Origin of the sequence: Micromonospora sp. NPDC049374 (genome assembly GCF_040677165.1) — a bacterium.
GTDB lineage: Bacteria > Actinomycetota > Actinomycetes > Mycobacteriales > Micromonosporaceae > Micromonospora.
Genome location: NZ_JBFAQH010000004.1, coordinates 167,293 through 183,405 on the forward strand (window position 1 = coordinate 167,293; position 16,113 = coordinate 183,405).

General features: G+C 72.6%; 11 protein-coding genes and 2 pseudogenes. 6 read left to right on the forward strand and 7 right to left on the reverse strand.

Annotated elements, in window-relative coordinates; translation table 11 throughout:
• Window positions 1-86 precede the first annotated feature (86 nt).
• The 3 genes from AB0J93_RS09125 to AB0J93_RS09135 all read left to right on the forward strand — a co-directional run bounded on the left by AB0J93_RS09125 (window position 87) and on the right by AB0J93_RS09135 (window position 2,545).
• Window positions 87-845 carry a helix-hairpin-helix domain-containing protein gene (locus tag AB0J93_RS09125; protein ID WP_363919795.1) on the forward strand — a complete coding sequence of 253 codons (759 nt, stop codon included), beginning with the start codon at window positions 87-89 and terminating at the stop codon, window positions 843-845.
• Window positions 846-1,053: 208 nt separating this feature from the next.
• Window positions 1,054-2,253: a low temperature requirement protein A gene (locus AB0J93_RS09130; RefSeq protein WP_363919797.1), complete on the forward strand. Its 1,200-nt coding sequence runs from the start codon at window positions 1,054-1,056 to the stop codon at window positions 2,251-2,253.
• An 85-nt stretch (window positions 2,254-2,338) separates the two neighbouring features.
• Entirely contained in the window at window positions 2,339-2,545 is a 207-nt protein-coding gene (locus AB0J93_RS09135) for a hypothetical protein (RefSeq protein ID WP_204006432.1), read from the forward strand.
• 85 nt (window positions 2,546-2,630) lie between these two features.
• On the opposite strand, the gene AB0J93_RS09140 is transcribed toward AB0J93_RS09135, so the two are convergent.
• The 5 genes from AB0J93_RS09140 to AB0J93_RS09160 all read right to left on the reverse strand — a co-directional run bounded on the left by AB0J93_RS09140 (window position 2,631) and on the right by AB0J93_RS09160 (window position 11,015).
• On the reverse strand, window positions 2,631-4,202 hold the full coding sequence (locus AB0J93_RS09140) for a hypothetical protein (protein WP_363919799.1): 1,572 nt from the start codon (window positions 4,200-4,202) through the stop codon (window positions 2,631-2,633).
• 181 nt (window positions 4,203-4,383) lie between these two features.
• Entirely contained in the window at window positions 4,384-6,474 is a 2,091-nt protein-coding gene (locus AB0J93_RS09145; RefSeq protein ID WP_363919801.1) for an amino acid transporter, read from the reverse strand.
• 68 nt (window positions 6,475-6,542) lie between these two features.
• On the reverse strand, window positions 6,543-6,938 hold the full coding sequence (locus AB0J93_RS09150) for a hypothetical protein (protein ID WP_363919803.1): 396 nt from the start codon (window positions 6,936-6,938) through the stop codon (window positions 6,543-6,545).
• Window positions 6,939-7,246: 308 nt separating this feature from the next.
• Window positions 7,247-8,035 carry a DUF5995 family protein gene (locus AB0J93_RS09155; RefSeq protein ID WP_363919805.1) on the reverse strand — a complete coding sequence of 263 codons (789 nt, stop codon included), beginning with the start codon at window positions 8,033-8,035 and terminating at the stop codon, window positions 7,247-7,249.
• 106 nt (window positions 8,036-8,141) lie between these two features.
• A complete protein-coding gene (locus tag AB0J93_RS09160; protein WP_363919807.1) occupies window positions 8,142-11,015 on the reverse strand; it encodes an AAA family ATPase in 2,874 nt (957 codons plus the stop codon).
• 193 nt (window positions 11,016-11,208) lie between these two features.
• On the opposite strand from AB0J93_RS09160, the pseudogene AB0J93_RS09165 reads away from it, so the two are divergent.
• Window positions 11,209-12,453: pseudogene (locus tag AB0J93_RS09165) on the forward strand (adenylate/guanylate cyclase domain-containing protein); the annotation flags it as partial.
• Window positions 12,454-13,116: 663 nt separating this feature from the next.
• Here AB0J93_RS09165 and AB0J93_RS09170 read toward each other — a convergent pair.
• On the reverse strand, window positions 13,117-13,683 hold the full coding sequence (locus AB0J93_RS09170; RefSeq protein ID WP_363920237.1) for a dienelactone hydrolase family protein: 567 nt from the start codon (window positions 13,681-13,683) through the stop codon (window positions 13,117-13,119).
• A gap of 190 nt (window positions 13,684-13,873) precedes the next feature.
• Window positions 13,874-14,314, reverse strand: a pseudogene (gene paaI, locus AB0J93_RS09175) (hydroxyphenylacetyl-CoA thioesterase PaaI); the annotation flags it as partial.
• Between the two features lie 200 nt (window positions 14,315-14,514).
• On the opposite strand from paaI, the gene AB0J93_RS09180 reads away from it, so the two are divergent.
• A complete protein-coding gene (locus tag AB0J93_RS09180) occupies window positions 14,515-15,273 on the forward strand; it encodes a class I SAM-dependent methyltransferase (protein ID WP_363919809.1) in 759 nt (252 codons plus the stop codon).
• A gap of 123 nt (window positions 15,274-15,396) precedes the next feature.
• The gene (locus AB0J93_RS09185) at window positions 15,397-16,107 is read left to right on the forward strand and encodes an MBL fold metallo-hydrolase (RefSeq protein ID WP_363919811.1); all 711 of its coding nucleotides are present in this window, start codon (window positions 15,397-15,399) and stop codon (window positions 16,105-16,107) included.
• Window positions 16,108-16,113 lie beyond the last annotated feature (6 nt).

A 16,113-nucleotide genomic window follows, 5' to 3' on the forward strand; every position in this document is an offset into this window, starting at 1 on the left:
CTGCCTGTCGTCCCGGCCGCGCGTGTGCGAAGCTGCGGCGAGTTTTTCTCGCGACGATCCGGACGTGAACCTCAGGGAGGGTTACCGTGGGCGAGTCCTTCGGGAGCTGGTTGATACTGCTCGTGGCGCTGCTGGCAGGGCTGGCGGTGGGCTGGGTGCTGCTGCGCGGTCGGCGGGCGGAACCGCCCGCGCCGACGGGCAGTGAAGCCACCGCTCCGGCACCGGCCGAGGCCGAACCGGCCCCGGCCGCCGCCGAGTCGACCGCCAGCACCACCGAGGAGCCGGTGGCCGGTGAGCCCGCCGAGGAGCCGGTGGCCGGTGAATCCGCCGAGGCGACGCGGGCCAGCGAACCGCTCGCGAGCGACGCCGACCCGACCTCCGTCCAAGAAGGATCGACGGCGGACGCGACCGCGGAACCGCGACCGACTGTTGCCACTCCGCCGGTCCGGCCAACGGCCGCCGCCGAGCCCTCGGCGGTACCCACCGCAGCCGACCCGGTGGCGACCGAGCCGGTCGCGGCAGCCGAGCCGGTCGCCGCAGCCGAGCCGGTCGCGGCAGCCGAGCCGGTCGCCGCAGCCGAGCCGGTCGCCGCAGCCGAGCCGGTCGCCGCAGCGGAGCCGGTCGCTGCCCCGGCCGACGACTTCCGGCGCATCCAGGGGGTCGGGCCGAAGATGGCGGCGGCGCTGCACGGCGCGGGCATCCGGACCTACCGGCAACTGGCCGAACTGGACGAGGCCGCGCTGCGGGAGACCGTCAAGAGTGCCGGGCTGCGCGCCACCGCCAGCCTGGCCACCTGGCCTCAGCAGGCGAAGGTGCTGGCCGCCCAGGCCGACAGCGCGTCCTGACAGCCCCGGGGCCGCCGGTCGCGGAACGCCCTCGCGGGCCCCGCAGCCGGCGGCTCCGGTGTACGCCATTCCGGTGACCGACCCCGGTCAGGTCACGATCGGGCCGGGGCGTGGTTACGGTCGGTACGCCGGCTGCGCGGCCATCGCACCGCCTCCCATCGTGGAGAGGCCGGCCCGTCGAAGTGTCGCCGGCTGCCGGGAGTCGTCCGTGCCGTTCGCCCAGGAAGAGCCCGGACACCCACGGCGGCCCCCCACCCGCGGCCCGGCCACGCCCCGCCGGGTCACCCTCCTGGAGCTGTTCTTCGATCTGGTCTACGTCGTCGCGTTGGCGCTCATCTCGCGCGACCTGGCCCACGAGATCACTTGGTACCAGGCCGGACAGTCACTGATCCTGCTGGCCGCCGTGTGGTGGACCTGGGTGCTCACCTCGCTCGTCACCGACCTGTACGACCCCGCACGCACCGAGATCAAGGTACTGATCGTCACGGTGATGCTCGGCGTGCTGTTGATGGCCACCGCGATCCCCAAGGCCTTCGGCGACCGAGGGCTGCTCTTCGCCGGCGCGTACGTCGCCATCCATCTCGGACGCGGTCTGATCCTCATGCCGACCGTGCGCGGCGACCCGAGGATCCAGCGACGGGCAGCGCGGGTCTTCTGCTGGTTCGCCCTTTCGACGGTGCCGTGGATCCTCGGCGCGTTCGTCTCCGAGGACGCCCGGATGGCGCTGTGGCTGCTCGCCCTCGGCATCGACTATCTCGGGCTGCGGCTGGCCTATCCGGTACCCGGGATCGGCACCGTGCCCGCGGCCCAACTGCGGGTGACCGCCGAGCACCTCGCCGAGCGGTACCAGCAGTTCTACACCATCGCCCTGGGTGACGCGATCCTGGTCACCGGCGTGGCCTACAGCGCGGTCCACGCGCAGGCGGAGAACACGGTCGGCTTCGTGCTGGCCTTCGGCACCATCCTGCTGCTGTGGCGGGTCTACGTGCACAGGTCCGGGGAGTTGCTGCCGCTGGCCATAAAGATCTCGAAGGTTCCCAACCGGTTCGTCAGGACCGCGCCGTACAGCCATCTGCTGATGGTCGCCGGGGTGGTCACCACGGCGGCCGGCTTCGAACTGGTGCTGCACGCCCTGCCCGCGCGTACCCCGCCCGCCTGGGCGGCGGTCATCCTGGGCGGTCCGGCCCTGTTCCTTACCGGCCGTGCCTTCTTCGAGCGCGAGGTGTTCAACCGGATCTCGCCGTCGCGGCCGGGCGGCGTGCTGGCCCTGGTGACCGTGGCACCGGCGGTGCTGTTCCTGCCCCCGCTGACCGCGTCACTCGCCGCCATGCTGGTGCTCACCGGGGTGGCGCTGGCCGACCTCCGCCACAGCCGCAGCCGTCCGCCCGAGGCGCCCACGCCGCCGTAGGTCACGCCGGCTCCGTTAGCCGCTCGGCTCGTCTGGGTACAAGGCCCACACCTTGCAACCCACCCCCGAATCCGTGGAGGAAGCCATGCGTGGCACGTCGATATTCGGAGTCCTCGTGGTGATCTGGCTCGTCATCGGCGCCATCGCCGCCGGCCAGCGCGGCTACTACAGCGACGAGGAAGCCAACTGCGCCGAGGTCGGCACGATCCTGGTGACCATCGCCGCCGGGCCGCTGAACTACGTCGGCGCCAACCCGAAGGTCGACTGCGACCTGCCCCAGCCCTCTCAGTGAGCCCGGTGACGCACGAACAAGGCCCGTGCCGGCTTCCGGCACGGGCCTTGTTCGTCCGCGGGTTGCGGCTGCCGAAGGTCGGCGCTCAGCGGAAGCAGTGCGCCACCGGCACCTTGCTTCCCGCACAGTTGGTCGGATTGTTCTCGATGACGACGCTGTCGTCATCGATCTTGACCTGGGCCCGCTCTGCCTGGATCCCGCCGGCCTTGACGGTGGACTGGTTGCCGATCACGCGGCTGCGGTAGAGCGAGGTCGAGCCCGCCGTCACGAACAGGCCCGCACCCTGCGACCGCTTGCCGACCGCGGCGTTGCCCTTGACGTCGCTGCCCCGTACGAGCAGGTTCGACTTCTCGGCGTGGATGCCGCCGCCGTTGCCGCGCGTCGTGTTCCCGCTGACCACGCTGTCGTCCACCGGCAGCAGGCCCTGGAAGGTGGAGATGCCGCCACCGGAGACGGTGGCGACGTTGTCCCGGACCGTCAGCTGCCGCAGCACCAGCACCGCGTCGGAGTTGGCCAGGCCACCGCCGGTCTCGGCGCTGTTCTGCGCCACCAGCGTGTCGAAGACCTTGGTACGGGCGGAGAAGCTGGCCAGACCACCGCCCTGTCCGGCGTTGTTCTGCACGAAGGTGGAGGAGTAGACGTCACCCGCGGCCCGGAAGTTGGCCAGGCCACCGCCGTAGCTGACCGCGCTGTTGTGCCGGAACTCGGTGCCGTGCATGGTCATGACACCACCGTTGAGCAGGCCCCCGCCCTTGCCCTGGGTGCCGGCGGCCCGGTTGCCGATCAGCTTGCTGTCACGGATGAGCAGGTTGCCGTCGTTGAAGATGGCACCACCGCCGCCCTCCGCCGACAGCGAGGTGCTGCCGACGACGGTGACCCCTTCGACGACCGCCGTGGCACCGTGCACGATGTGGATGCTGCCGCCTTCCGCCGCCGAACGGCCGTTGCGCAGGGTCACGTCCCGGAGGGTCAGTTCGCCGCCGTCGCGGACGGTGAAGAAGCGGAAGTCAGGAGTGTTGACGCCCCGGACGATGGTCGCGCCGGAGCCCTCGATGGTGATCCCGTGGTAGATCACCGGCAGGCCGGCCTTGTCGTCGGCCGGGTTGCGCGGTGGCGCCTCGGCGTCGCCGGGGTTCTCGGCCGCATCGGCGGCCTCCCGCGCGTCACGGATGCCGCCGTCGTACTCGTCGGGCTGCTGGAACGCGTGGGTCAACGTGTAGGTGCACTTCTCCGCCAGTCGCAGCGTGGCACCGCCCTCGGCGTTCGCCCGCACCAGCGCCGCGATGAGCCGGGCGGAGTCGCAGGGCACCGGCACCACCTTGCCGTCGGGTGCGCGTCCGTGGTGACCGGTCGACCCGCCGGTCGCCCTCCCCGGGCCGTCCGGGGTAGCGCCGGAGTCGTGCCGCCACTCCGGCCGTTGCCGGTCCGGCCCCCGGCGTGGCGGTGTCTCGTCGACTCCGGGTACGTCATCCTGAAACATCGCGGCGGGCCGGCCCGGGTTCGGTGCCGCCGGGTCACGGTCGGCGGCCGAGGCGGTGACGGCGGTCAGGCCCGCCGCCCCGGCCACCAGGCTGCCCGCCACCAGGCCACCGGCCAGCAACCACCGGGACCGCCGACCGGGTCGGGTGGACCCACGGCTCCCTTGGTACGTGGACATCAGCGCTCCTGCCTCTCGTGCATGCGGAAACACGGCCGCACCGAATCGGGCGCGGGGTGGCTGACATCGCCTCAGCCCACCAGAGGCCACCGTACGGCGACACATGGCACAAATCAGGCATAAGTGAATGAGTAAGCCATTCGGCTTCACGTCTACTCGGAGCCGGCATCGACGGCGCCGCTCAACCTCCGACGTGAATGCCGGGACGGCGTGCCGGATCAGGCTCGGACTTGCGCAGGATCTCGCGTACCACAGGTGGGGTGTCCCCCCGACCGAGGATGAGATAGCGCAGCAGGTGAGCAATCGGGTTCCCCTCCGACCACTCGAAGTGGGCGTGCGGGCGTACGCCGGTGGCGTCCCGCAGCGCCAGCAGGATCGCCGCGATGGCGTTTGGTGCCGCCGGGCTGCTGGCCCGCAGCACCCGGTAGCCACCCACCTCGACGCCGCACACCCGCAGCACATGGCGGAACCCGGAGGGGTCCACCACGTCGATCTCCAGGAAGAGCACGTCGGTCGCTCCCGGGACCGGGTTCAGGCCCCGCTGCGCGCGCTCCTTGATGGTGTACTCCTTGACCGCCCCGCTGCGCCGCTTGTGGGCGATCACGTGCAGCCGCCCGTCGTGCGCCACCGACTCGGCCACGAACCGCCGCGCCGTCTCGTCGAACTCGACCCGCTCCGCCCGTAGCTCCGTGGTGCGGGTCACCCGGGACACCAGCGACACGGCGATGATGCCGAGGATGAACAGTCCGGAGATGGCGATCCCGTCCGGCTTCTCGATCACGTTCTCCACCAGCGCGTACAGCAGCACCAGGGTGAGCACCGTGAAGCCGGCGGCGACGCCGCGTTGCCGGCGGCCGGCGGCGGCGATGGCCACCGCGACGGCCGCCGATACCATCATCGCCAGGATCCCGGTGGCGTACGCCCCCGCCTGTGCGTCGACGTCGGCACGGAACACGACGGTCAGCACGATGCAGACAAGCGTGTAGACGATCACCACCGGGCGCACCGCGCGCGCCCACTCCGGCGCCATGCCGTACGAGGGCAGGTAGCGCGGCACGATGTTGATCAGCCCGGCCATCGCCGAGGCACCGGCGAACCAGAGGATCAGCACGCTGCTCACGTCGTAGGCGGTACCGAATGCCTCACCCACCTGCTCGTGGGCGAGATACGCCAGCGCTCGCCCGTTGGCGGCACCGCCCGGGGCGAACGCCTCGGGCGGGATCAGCACCGCGGTGACGAAGGTGGTGGAGAGCAGGTAGACCGACATGATCAGCGCGGCGGCGGTGAGCAGCCGCCGGGTGTTGCGGATCCGGGCGGCCAACCGGGCCGGCGCGTCGGGCCCCTCCCCCGCCACCAGCGGCATCATGCTGACCCCGGTCTCGAACCCGGACAAACCCAGCACCAGCAGCGGGAACGCCAACGCCGCGGTCAGCGCCACCTGGCCCGGACCGCCGCCCGCGGTCAGCGCCGCCGTCCAGTCCGCCAGCGGACGAGGATCACCGGCCAGTTCGACAAGTGACACCCCCACGATCACCGCGTTCAGCCCGAGGAAGGCGGCCACCAGCGGTACGGCCACCGCCACGGCTTCCCGGAAGCCGAGCAGGAACACCGCGCCGAGAATCAGCAGCAGGACCACGGTCACCCCGACGGCGATGCCGGTACCGCCGAACCACTCCGGCAGGTACGGATTCTGCAGCACGTGCACGGTGGCGTCGGCCGAGGAGAGCGTGATCGTGACGATCCACGAGGTGGCGACGAAACCGAGCAGCACCAGCACGAATATCTTGCCGCGCCAGAACGGCAGCAGGCGTTCCAGCATCGCCACCGAGCCCTGGCCGTGCGGACTGTCCCGGGCCACCCGGCGGTACATCGGCAACATGCCGAACAGGGTCAGTGCGACGATCAGCAGGGTCGCCACGGGAGACAGTGCACCGGCGGCCAGGGCGGCGATGCCGGGCAGGTAGGACAGGGTGGAAAAGTAGTCGACACCGGTCAGGCACATCACCCGCCACCAGGCGTGCGACCGGGTCTGTCCCTCGGCGGTCTCCGGTCCGACCGGCTGCACCCGGTGGACGAACAACCACCGACGCAGCCGGCTCTCCGGTGCCACCGGGCCGGTCGGGACGGCCACCCGCTCGGGCACGGTGACCCGCCGCCCCGCCCGTTCCCCCTTACGTGTCGGATCCCGCGCGGCACGCAACCCCGGTTCCGGGGCACCGGTCGCCGGGCGGCGGCGTTCCCGGCCCCGTCGCGCTCTCGTCCCGTCCCCCATGCCCCCGCCTCACCGTTGTCGAACAGACCGTAGGTGGTGGTTCGGTCGGTCAACCGGTCCGCTTCCGGTCAGCCGCCAGCCGGAGCGGTCAGCGCCCGGGCCAGGTCGGCGGGGTCGGCCACGGTGACCGTCATCCCGGGATGGCGGGGCCACCGGCCGGGCAGCAGAGCAGGCACCGGTCGCACGAATCGGACACAGAGCCCGGCGGCCGTGGTGGTGCCGAAGGTGACGCCGGTGTCGGCGCCGGACAGGTGCGGGCCGATCACCCGCCACCAGCGGTACGGGCCGCCGCTCTCCACGCCCGCGACGTTCTCCCGCTCGGTGCGTAGCTGCCAGGGGCCGAACCGGACCAGCAGTTGGGCGGAGTCGACCCGCACCCAGGCGGTGCCGGGCCGGACGCCGATCAGCGCCAGCAGCCAACGGAACCGCGAGTCGAAGCGGAACCCGAAAACCTGAGCGGTCATCTCCGGGCTCCGCGGCCGGCACGGTCTCCCGGCCGCGCGGGGCGGGGTGGGGCGGCGGGGCGCGGTCGCGGCCGGGCGGCAGGACGGCGCCGGGACACAGCGGTCATGGTCGCGGCGTACCCCGCAGGGGCCGGCCGACACCCCCCGGGCCGGCCGGCCCCTGTTTCCCCGTGGTCCCCCCGTGGTCCCCCGTGTCCCCCATCTCCCCCGTGCCCCCCGTGGCCGCCTCCGGACGTTGCCGTCCGGGGCTCGGGTCGGATGCCCCCGCGCCCCTCGGGTGGACGGAGCGCGGGGACCCCCCGTCCCGGTTACTGCAGGAACGCCCCGAGGGGCGACAGCAGCAACCGACCGAGCGCGGCGGCCGTGTCGTCTAGCCGCCTGCGCTCGCGCTCATGCTGGTGCGGGTCGTGCCGGCACCGCCAGATCCGCTGCGCGTTGCGCCAGGCGACATCGCGCGTGTAGTGGATCAGTTCGCCCTGATACCAGTCGTCGATCTCGCCGTTGAGCATGTCGATGAGCAGTTGCCACTGCTCGAGGTAGCCCCGGCGCAGGCCAGGGATCTTGTCGGCGAAGATCTTGTTGATCTCCAGGTAGTCCCGGTGCTGGTCGCTGCCGTCGACCGGCTCGGACTCCAGGTGGTCGAACGTGGTGACCAGCGCGAACGGCAGGTCGAAGTTGATGTGCGCGTTGACGCCGGCCGCCGCCGAGGGCAACGGTCGGGCGTCCGGCCCACGCATCCGCTCGAACAGGCACGACCAGGCCCGGGGCGTGCTCGGGCTGGCGTCACTCCACATCCGTAACGCGTCGAAGTAGCGGGCCGCGAACTCGACGTCCAGCCGGGACAGGAAGACCGGGTCGACGAACCGGTCGGCGTACAGCCCGTCCAGCACGCTGGAGGTGATGGTGAGATACAGCTTGTTGAAATCGGCCAGTGGGCAGCTGTCCAGCAGCGGAGGCAGCCGGACCAGCATGTCCTGAAGCTTCGTCAGGTGGTCGACGACGGCGGGCACGTCGGTCGGATGATCGGCCAGCAGGTCGACGATGTCCCGGTGCACCGGCCCCCACGCCGGCTCACCACACCCACCGCGCTCGCTCATGTCCCCTCCAGGCTGCTCGCCGGCGTCGTCGTGCCCGTTGCGACGCCGGGCCCCAGCCTTTCAGGCGTCCGCTGCGCGGACATCAGTAGAACGACGTATCCGACACCTACGCCCGACTACGCAGGAAGATGGCGCTGGCCTGGACCCGGGTACGTACCTGAAGCTTGTCGAAGATGTGTGACACGTGGACGCCGATGGTCCGCTCGCTGATGAACAGCCGCTGACCGATCTCCTTGTTGGTCAGCCCTTCGGCCACCGCGGCCAGCACCTCACGCTCCCGCGCGGTCAGGGCGGCCAGTTCCTCACCGCCCGATCCGTCGGGCGTCGCGGCCCCGACCGCGCCGCGTTCCTCCAACGCGACCCGGGCCCGCCCGGCGAGCGTACGGATCTCGTCGGTCAGCGGCACCGCCCCCAGCGCCTGCGCCGACTGGTACGCCTGGCGCAGCAGCTTACCGGCGGTGGCGGCCTTGCGGCGGCTGGCCAGCAACGCCTCGGCCTGACGCAGGCGCGAGTACGCCGCCGGGTACGGGTGGTTGCGGTGGTCCCACTCGGCCGCCGCCCGCGCCCACAGCTCCGGATCGGCACCGTCGAGCCGGCTCACCTCAGCGGCGCACAACGCCAGGTAGCCGTCGATCACGTAGCGCACCGGCCGGGCCGCCCGCTCGCTGCGTGCCGCCACCCTTTCGGCGATCCCACGCAGCCGGCGCACCGCGTTGTCGTCGACGGCGACCGTGCGGCTGGCGTGCGCCTCCGCCTCGGCGCGCAGCCCGTGCCAGACGAGCACCGCGAGGATGACCAGGTCGTCGGAGCGGGTCTCGGTCAGACCCCGCTGCACCGCGTGTCGGGCCACATCGTGCCGCCCCTGCCACATGGCCAGCCCGGCCCGCAAGGTGAGCAGCGGGATGACGTGCCGGGCGCCGCCGCCGGCCAGGATTGTCGCCACGGCGTCCAGATCCCGGTCGGCCGCCTCGACGTCGCCGTAGCCGACCGACAGCCGGCAGCGGGCCAGCAGCAACTCGACGGCATCCGCGCCGGAGGGACGGTGCCGCAGGGCCGAGGCGACCACCTTCTCCGCCTCGGCCCACTGTCCTACCCGGAACAGCCCATTGGTGGCGATGGCCAGCAGCCGGGTCTCGTAGGACCGACCCAACCCCAGCTCGGCGACCCGCTCGGCACCCCGGCGGGCGACCACCACACCCTCCTCGAGGATGTTCAGCGGCCCGGTCAGCAGCTCGGCCAGGTGCAGATAGGCCAACGCGACATCCTCTGGACGACCCGCCCGCTCGGCGGTGGCCAGTGCCCGTCGCAACACCGCCAGGCCCGCGTCCGGATCCTGGCGGTACGCCTCGGAGAAGCCCAACGCGGCGCTGGCCAGCACCACCTCGGTGGTCGCCCCGTCCACCTGCTCGGCCAGGGCAAGTGCCTCCCGCGCCCGCTCGCCTGCCTCGGCGTACCGGCCGAGTTGCAGCAGCAGCTCCGCCAGTCGGGCGGCGGCGGTGGCCCGCTGCCCTGGTGTGCAGTCGGCGGCGGCGAGCGCCTGCTCGTACTCCGCCTCGGCCAACGCGGAACGGCCGGCGGCGGCGAGGTAACGGGCCCGCCGGATGTGCAGCTCGCAGGCCGGAAGGTCGGTGTCGGCACCGGCCAGCTCCTCGAGCAGGGCCAACGCGCGGGCGTACTCACCACAGTGGTGGGCCGCCTCGGCCGCCCGCCCGAGCAGCGTGGGCCGGTCGACGCCGGGCAACCCCTCGGCCGACTGCAGCGCCACCGACCAGTGTCGGTGCGCCTCGGCGTAGCCGTAAAGCCGCTCCGCCTCCTCGGCGGCGGCCATCGCCGCCGGCAGCGCCCGCTCCGGCTCACCGGCCAGCCGCCAGTGATGGGCCAAGCGGGCCTGATGCAACTCGGCCGGTGCCGAGGTCAGCGCCTCGGCGTAGCGCCGGTGCAGCAGCGCCCGCTCGGCGGGGAGCAGCTCATCCTCCAGCACCTCGGCGACGAGCCGGTGGCGTAGCCGGTAGCCGTCGGCCGAGCCGACCAGCAACCGATGGGACACCGCTGCCCGGACCGCGTCGAGCAGCTCGTGCTCCGGCAGCCCGACCACCCGGGCGAGCAGCCAGTGCTCCACCGGTTCGACGCCGGCGGCGACGGCGTGCACAGCGCGGTGCGCCGGTCGGGGCAGCGCGTCCACCCGGGCGAGGAAGACCTCGCGGAGGGTGTCGGAGAGCCCGTCGCGACCATCGCGCAGTTCCCGGGAGAGCTCCTCGACGACGAAGGGGTTGCCGCCGCTGCGTTGCCACAGTTGCTCGGCCGCCTCCGGCGCCAGGTGCCGACGCATCACGGTGGTGGCCAACTCCTCGGTGCCGGCCCGATCCAGCGGGGCCAGGTCGAGCACCCGCACCGAACGCAGTCGGCGCAGCTCGGTGAGCACCCGACGCAACGGATGCGCCCCCTGCAACGACTCCGACCGCACCGCCGCCAGCACCGACAGTTGCAGGTCACCGAGGCCGGCGAGCAGGTAGAGCAGAAGTTGGCGGGTCGTCCGGTCGACCCACTGGAGGTCGTCGAGTACCAGCACCAGCGGGCGGCCACCGGCGATCACATTCAGCCCGCGGGACACCCGCTCCAGCAACGCACCCGCGCCGTCCGGGCCGGCCCGGTCCTCAGCGAAGACCCCGAGCAGCGCGCGGACGGACGCTGCGGCCGGCGGGGCGAGGTCGGCGTCGAGGCGGCGCAGCGCCTGTCGCAGGGGATGCAGCGGCGAGGCGTCGCCGATGTCCAGACAGGACCCGGTGAGCACCAGGGCACCCCCGTGGCCCAACTGCTCGCCGATCTCGTGCAGCAGGCGGGTCTTACCCACGCCACTCTCACCGGTCAGGAACACCGCCGCCGTTTGCCCCGGCGTGACGTCGTCGAGCAGCGCGGATCGTACCGTCGCCATCAGGTCGTCCCGACCCACGAGCGGTGTGGTGTCCACGTCGCTGGCCATGGCTCGCAGCCTAGTCACAGGTTCCGTCCCCGTTCTACAGGTGCCTCCCGTCAGTCCTACTCATCGCGTCGACATTGCGACCAAAGGTTGCGTTCGGCCGACATACGTCGTTCTGCCGATCCGCCGTCAGACCAGCGGTGACAGGCTCCGGACATCGTCAGCGCGTACGGGGGGAGAGGCAGGTGCGATCTCCATGCCCAGTTCTGTTGTCGCTGGTCAGGTAGCCGTCGAGCGAGTGTGTTGGCCCGTGACGGAGGAGCGGCGGACCGTCACGGTCCTCTTCGTCGACATCGTCGGGTCGACCCGGTTGGTCGACCGGCTCGACCCGGAGGACGTCCGCGCCCTGCAACGGGCCTACTTCGGCACCGTCGGCCGAGTGCTGAGACGGTGGAACGGCGCGGTGGAGAAGTACGTCGGCGACGCGGTGATGGCTCTGTTCGGCGCGCGCCGCGCTGACGGGTGGGACGCGTACCGAGCGGTGCGCGCCGGGCTGGAGATCCAGCGGGCGCTGGACGGCCGCCCGCTGGCCTCGGCACCGGGCCTGCGGGTCCGGGTCGGCGTCGCCACCGGTGAGGCCGTGGTCGACCTGGCCGTCAGCCACGACGGTGGCCACGGCGTGGCCAGCGGTGCGGTCGTCACCCTCGCCGCCCGGCTACAGGAGCACGCCCCGCCCGGCGGGGTGGCGCTCTGCCCGGCCACGCATCGGGCCGTCGTCGGGCTGATCGCACAGCGCCCGGTTCCGGCGGTGACCGTTGCCGGCAAGGCACTGCCGGTCGACGTCTGGCACGCGATCGGCACCGAGCGTCCCCGAGCGCCACGGCACGACCTCCCGCTGCTCGGCCGGCGACGGGAGTTGGCCGTCGCGCGGGAACACCTCGCCGACGCGGTGCGCGGGCGCGGCGACCGGCGGGTGCTGCTGCTCGGTCCGCCCGGTAGCGGGCGCAGTCGCCTGTTGCGGGAACTGGCGCGGACCACCCACACGCTGGGCGGTGTCCCGGTGCGTTGGTCTTCGACGACCTGCCCGCCCTATCCGGAGGGGCCGTTGGCGCCCGTCGCGGACCTGGTCCGTGGGCTGGCCCGGGCCGGCGTGAGCGACGACCCCGAGACGGTACGCCGCCGGCTCGCCGCCGCCCTGACGGGTCTGGTGCCGGCCGACCTGCTGACGCCCGCCCTGGACACGATGGACGACCTGCTCGGGGTGGCCGCCGATCCGGCGCAGAGTCCGCCGGGACATCCGACGGCGAGCGAGCCGCAGCCGCAGCGGGGTTCCCCGCCAGCCGCTCAGGCCCGCGCGGTGAGCTGTTGGCGCGAGGTGCTGCTGAGCCTGGCCCGGCGGCAGCCGGTCGTGGTCGCCGTCGACGATCTCGACCGTGCCGCACCGGAGCTGCGCCGCCAACTGGCCACGCTCGTGGAGTTGGCCGACGAGCGTGACCTGCCGCTGGTGCTGGTCGCGACCGGCACCCAGGAGCTGGGCGTTGCCGGTCGACCGGCGGCCAGGGTGCGCCTGTCCCCGCTCGACACCATCACCACCGGCCGGCTCCTGCGCCGACTGCTGCGCCGGGCCGGTCAACCGGCCGGACTGGCGGCCCGGCTGATTTCGGTGACCGGGGGCAACCCCGGGCGGGCGGTGGCCTACGTCCGTACGCTCGCCGGGGGCGAGCCCGGAGAGCTGCCCGTACCGGAGTGTGTCCGTCGGGTCGTCGAGGCCCGACTGGATCGTCTCGACGGTGGTGCGCGTGCGGTCCTGACCGCCGCCGCGCTCGCGCCGGGCCGCACCGTCGCGGAGCTTGCCGACGTCCTCGACTGGCCGCCGAGCCGGGCGGCGGCGGAGCTGACCACCCTGACCGGCGACGGCCTGCTGGTGCCCCTGCCGACCGGCGGTTACGACGTCACCGATCCGGTGCTGCGGCAGGTCGCCGGCGCCCGGCTGCCCCGGGCGGTGCGCGCCGTCCTCGACCGGCGGATCGGCCAGACCACCCCGGTGACCGGGATGCCCCCGAGCCGGGTCGTCCCGGCCGGCCGCGTCACCTCGACGGCCGGGACGATCGCGAGCCGGCTGGTGCGGCGGGCCTGCGCCGTGGTCCCCCGGTCGACGGCGGAGTCAACGGCGCTGCAGGAAAGCCAGCACCCGATCCCAGGTCAGCTCGGCAGCGACCGGGTCGTGGTCGGCGACGGTCGGGTCGGTGAAGAGATGCCCCGCCCCGGGATAACGGTGCACCACGAGATCCGCTCCGGCCGCGATCATCTCCCGCTGCCACAGTTCTACCTCGTCGGGCGGGTCGTAGGCGTCCGGGTCGGCCAGGTGCAGGTGCACCCGGAGGCCGGGACGAACCGCCGCCGGGGAGCCTCCGGTGCCGTGCAACAACAGCAGGCCGGCGGTGTCGGGTCGTTCGGCCAGCAACGCGCCAGCCACCCCGGCACCCATCGAGAACCCGGCGAGCACGGTGTCGGGCGGCAGCCCGTCGAGCGCCGCGCGGGCCCGGTCGAGAACGGTCTGCTGGCCGATCCGCTCCAGCAGGGCGAAACCCTCCGCCACGGAGTCGACGGCGGGTACGCCGTACAGGTCGGGCGAGCGCACCTGATGGCCGGCGGCCCGCAGCCGGTCGGCGGCCTCCCGCACCGCCGGCCGCAGCCCGTACACGGAATGGAAGAGCACGACGTGTCCCATCGGGACATCGTGCCCGACGCCCGCGACCACCACGGAGCGGCGCGCACGGGATCCGTCCCGGGCGGGCCGTCGACACGGACCGGCTGGAGCAGCGGTGCCGGGTTCCGGGTCAGCGTCCCTGGCCGGCTGTTGGTGCGCGGTCCCGCTCCTCCGGTTCCGGCGCGCCACCGTCGGGGGCAGGTACCGCCCGCAGTGTCCGGCTCTGTCCACGGAACTCCGCGACCACCTCCCCGCCCTCCCGACTCACGGTGACGTCGTAGATGCCGCTGCGGCCGTACCGGGTGCGCTCGCTGGCCCGAGCGACCAGCACGTCCCCCTGCCGGGCAGGGCGGACGAAGGTGATGTCGGCTCCGGCCGCGACGGTGGCCGGACCGTGGCTGTTGCAGGCCAGTGCGAACGCGGTGTCGGCCAGCAGGAACACGAAACCGCCGTGCGCGATGCGGTGTCCGTTGACCATGCCGTCGGTGATCCGCATCCGGGCCACCGCGCTGCCGTCGGCGGCGCTGATCAGCTCGATGCCGAGCCGGTTGGAGGCCACGTCGGCGTCGAACATCTCGTGCGCGGCGGTGCGCTGCGGGTCCACCTTGCTTCCAGTCCGTTCCGGCCGGGCACTCGCCCTCGCCACGAACATCATGGCACCGCCGGTCGCCGGGCGTTCGCGGAGGCTGGCCACGGACGAGCGGACGTGGGTGCACGCGCAGACACGATCGGGCCGGGCCGGGTCATCCCGGTCCGGCCCGATCCGATCATCGCTCCGCCATTCTTTCGTAGTTGCAAAAGCTTGGCAACAAGCCTGGACACGCGAGCCACTTAGTAACTAGCGTGCACGTCATGAGTCCTTACATCAGCAACGTCGCAGCCTGGCAGGAAAGTTGGGACCGTCAGCAGGAGGCGTATCTACCGGACCGCGAGCACCGGTTCGCCGCCATGCTCGACGCGGTCGACGCCGTCCGCGAGGCCACCCCGCCCCGGCTGCTCGACCTGGCCGGCGGCACCGGCACCATCTCACTGCGTGCCCTGCGTCGGTTCCCCGACGCCGAGGTCACCCTGGTCGATCTCGACCCGGCGCTGCTCGCCCTCGCCACCGCCTCCCTCGGCGACCGGGCCACCATCGTTCCCGCCGATCTCAGCCGGCCGGACTGGGTCGCGGCGCTGCCGCACCGGCGTTACGACGCCGTGCTCACCGCCACCGCGCTGCACTGGCTGCCCGCCGACCGGTTGAGCATCCTCTACACGGAGATCCGCGACCTGCTCCGGCCGGGTGCTCTGTTCGTAAACGCCGACCACATGCCCGACGACGACCTGCCCGAGTTGACCAAACGGCTGCTCGCCCACGCCGGGGAACACCGGGCGGCCCGGTACGCCGCCGGTGCCGTGCTGTCGTGGTCGCAGTGGTGGCAACAGGCCGAGCAGGACCCGACCCTGGCTCCGCTGGTGCGGCAACGCCACGCCATCTACCCCTCCGGGCACAGCCCGGAGTGGACGCCCCCGGCCTCCTGGCACCTCACCGCCCTCAGAAACGCCGGATTCACCGAGGTCGGCACCCTCTGGCGCGGTGCCGCCGACGCCGCCGTGGTCGCCGTCCGCTGATCCCCAGCCCTCGCGATCATGCAGTTGTGGTCGTTGATCCCCTACCAAATGCCTGTTTTGTTCAGTGCCAGAACTGCATGATCGCCGAGTTCGGGGTGGCGAGTGAAGGGCTAGGGTGCGGTGATGGTGATGGCGTTCGAGCATCTTGCCGGGCGGGTCTGGCTCTGTGCGGGTGACCCCGATCCGGAGTTGGTGCAGGCCGGTGTCGCGGTGATCGCCGACGAGCGGGGCAGCGTGCTGGTGGACGCCGGGCACAGCCCGTCGCATGCGCGCGAGATCCAGGCCGCATTGCTCGCCGCCGGTCTGCCGGCACCCCGCTGGTTGGTCTACACCCACCACCACTGGGACCACGTCTGGGGCGCCTGCGCCTGGCCGGACGTGGAGATCGTCGGGCAGGTCAGCGGCGCGGAACTGCTGCGCGCCGAGGCGACCCGGCCGTGGAGCGTCCGCTACCTACGCCAGGAGGTGCTACGCAACCGACGGCTCGGGCCGAGCTTCCGGGCCCGCGCCCTCGCCGTCGACTCCTGGGACGAGCTGCGGGTGCTGCCGCCCACCCGCGTCTTCACCGACGAGGTGGAGCTGCCCACCGGTGTGCTGGTACGCCACGTCGGCGGCCGGCACGCCCCGGACTCCACCATCGTGGTGGTACCCGACTCGGGGGTCATGCTGCTCGGGGACAGCTGGTATCCACCGCCGGCGCACCTGCGGACGCCAGCGGACGAACCGGACCTCGCGCTTGTCGGCCGGCTGCTCGACGACCACATCGGCTGGTACGTCTCCAGCCACAGCCCACCGTTGACCCTCGGCGAGGCCCGGGCGGCGATCACCGGCTGAGTCGGC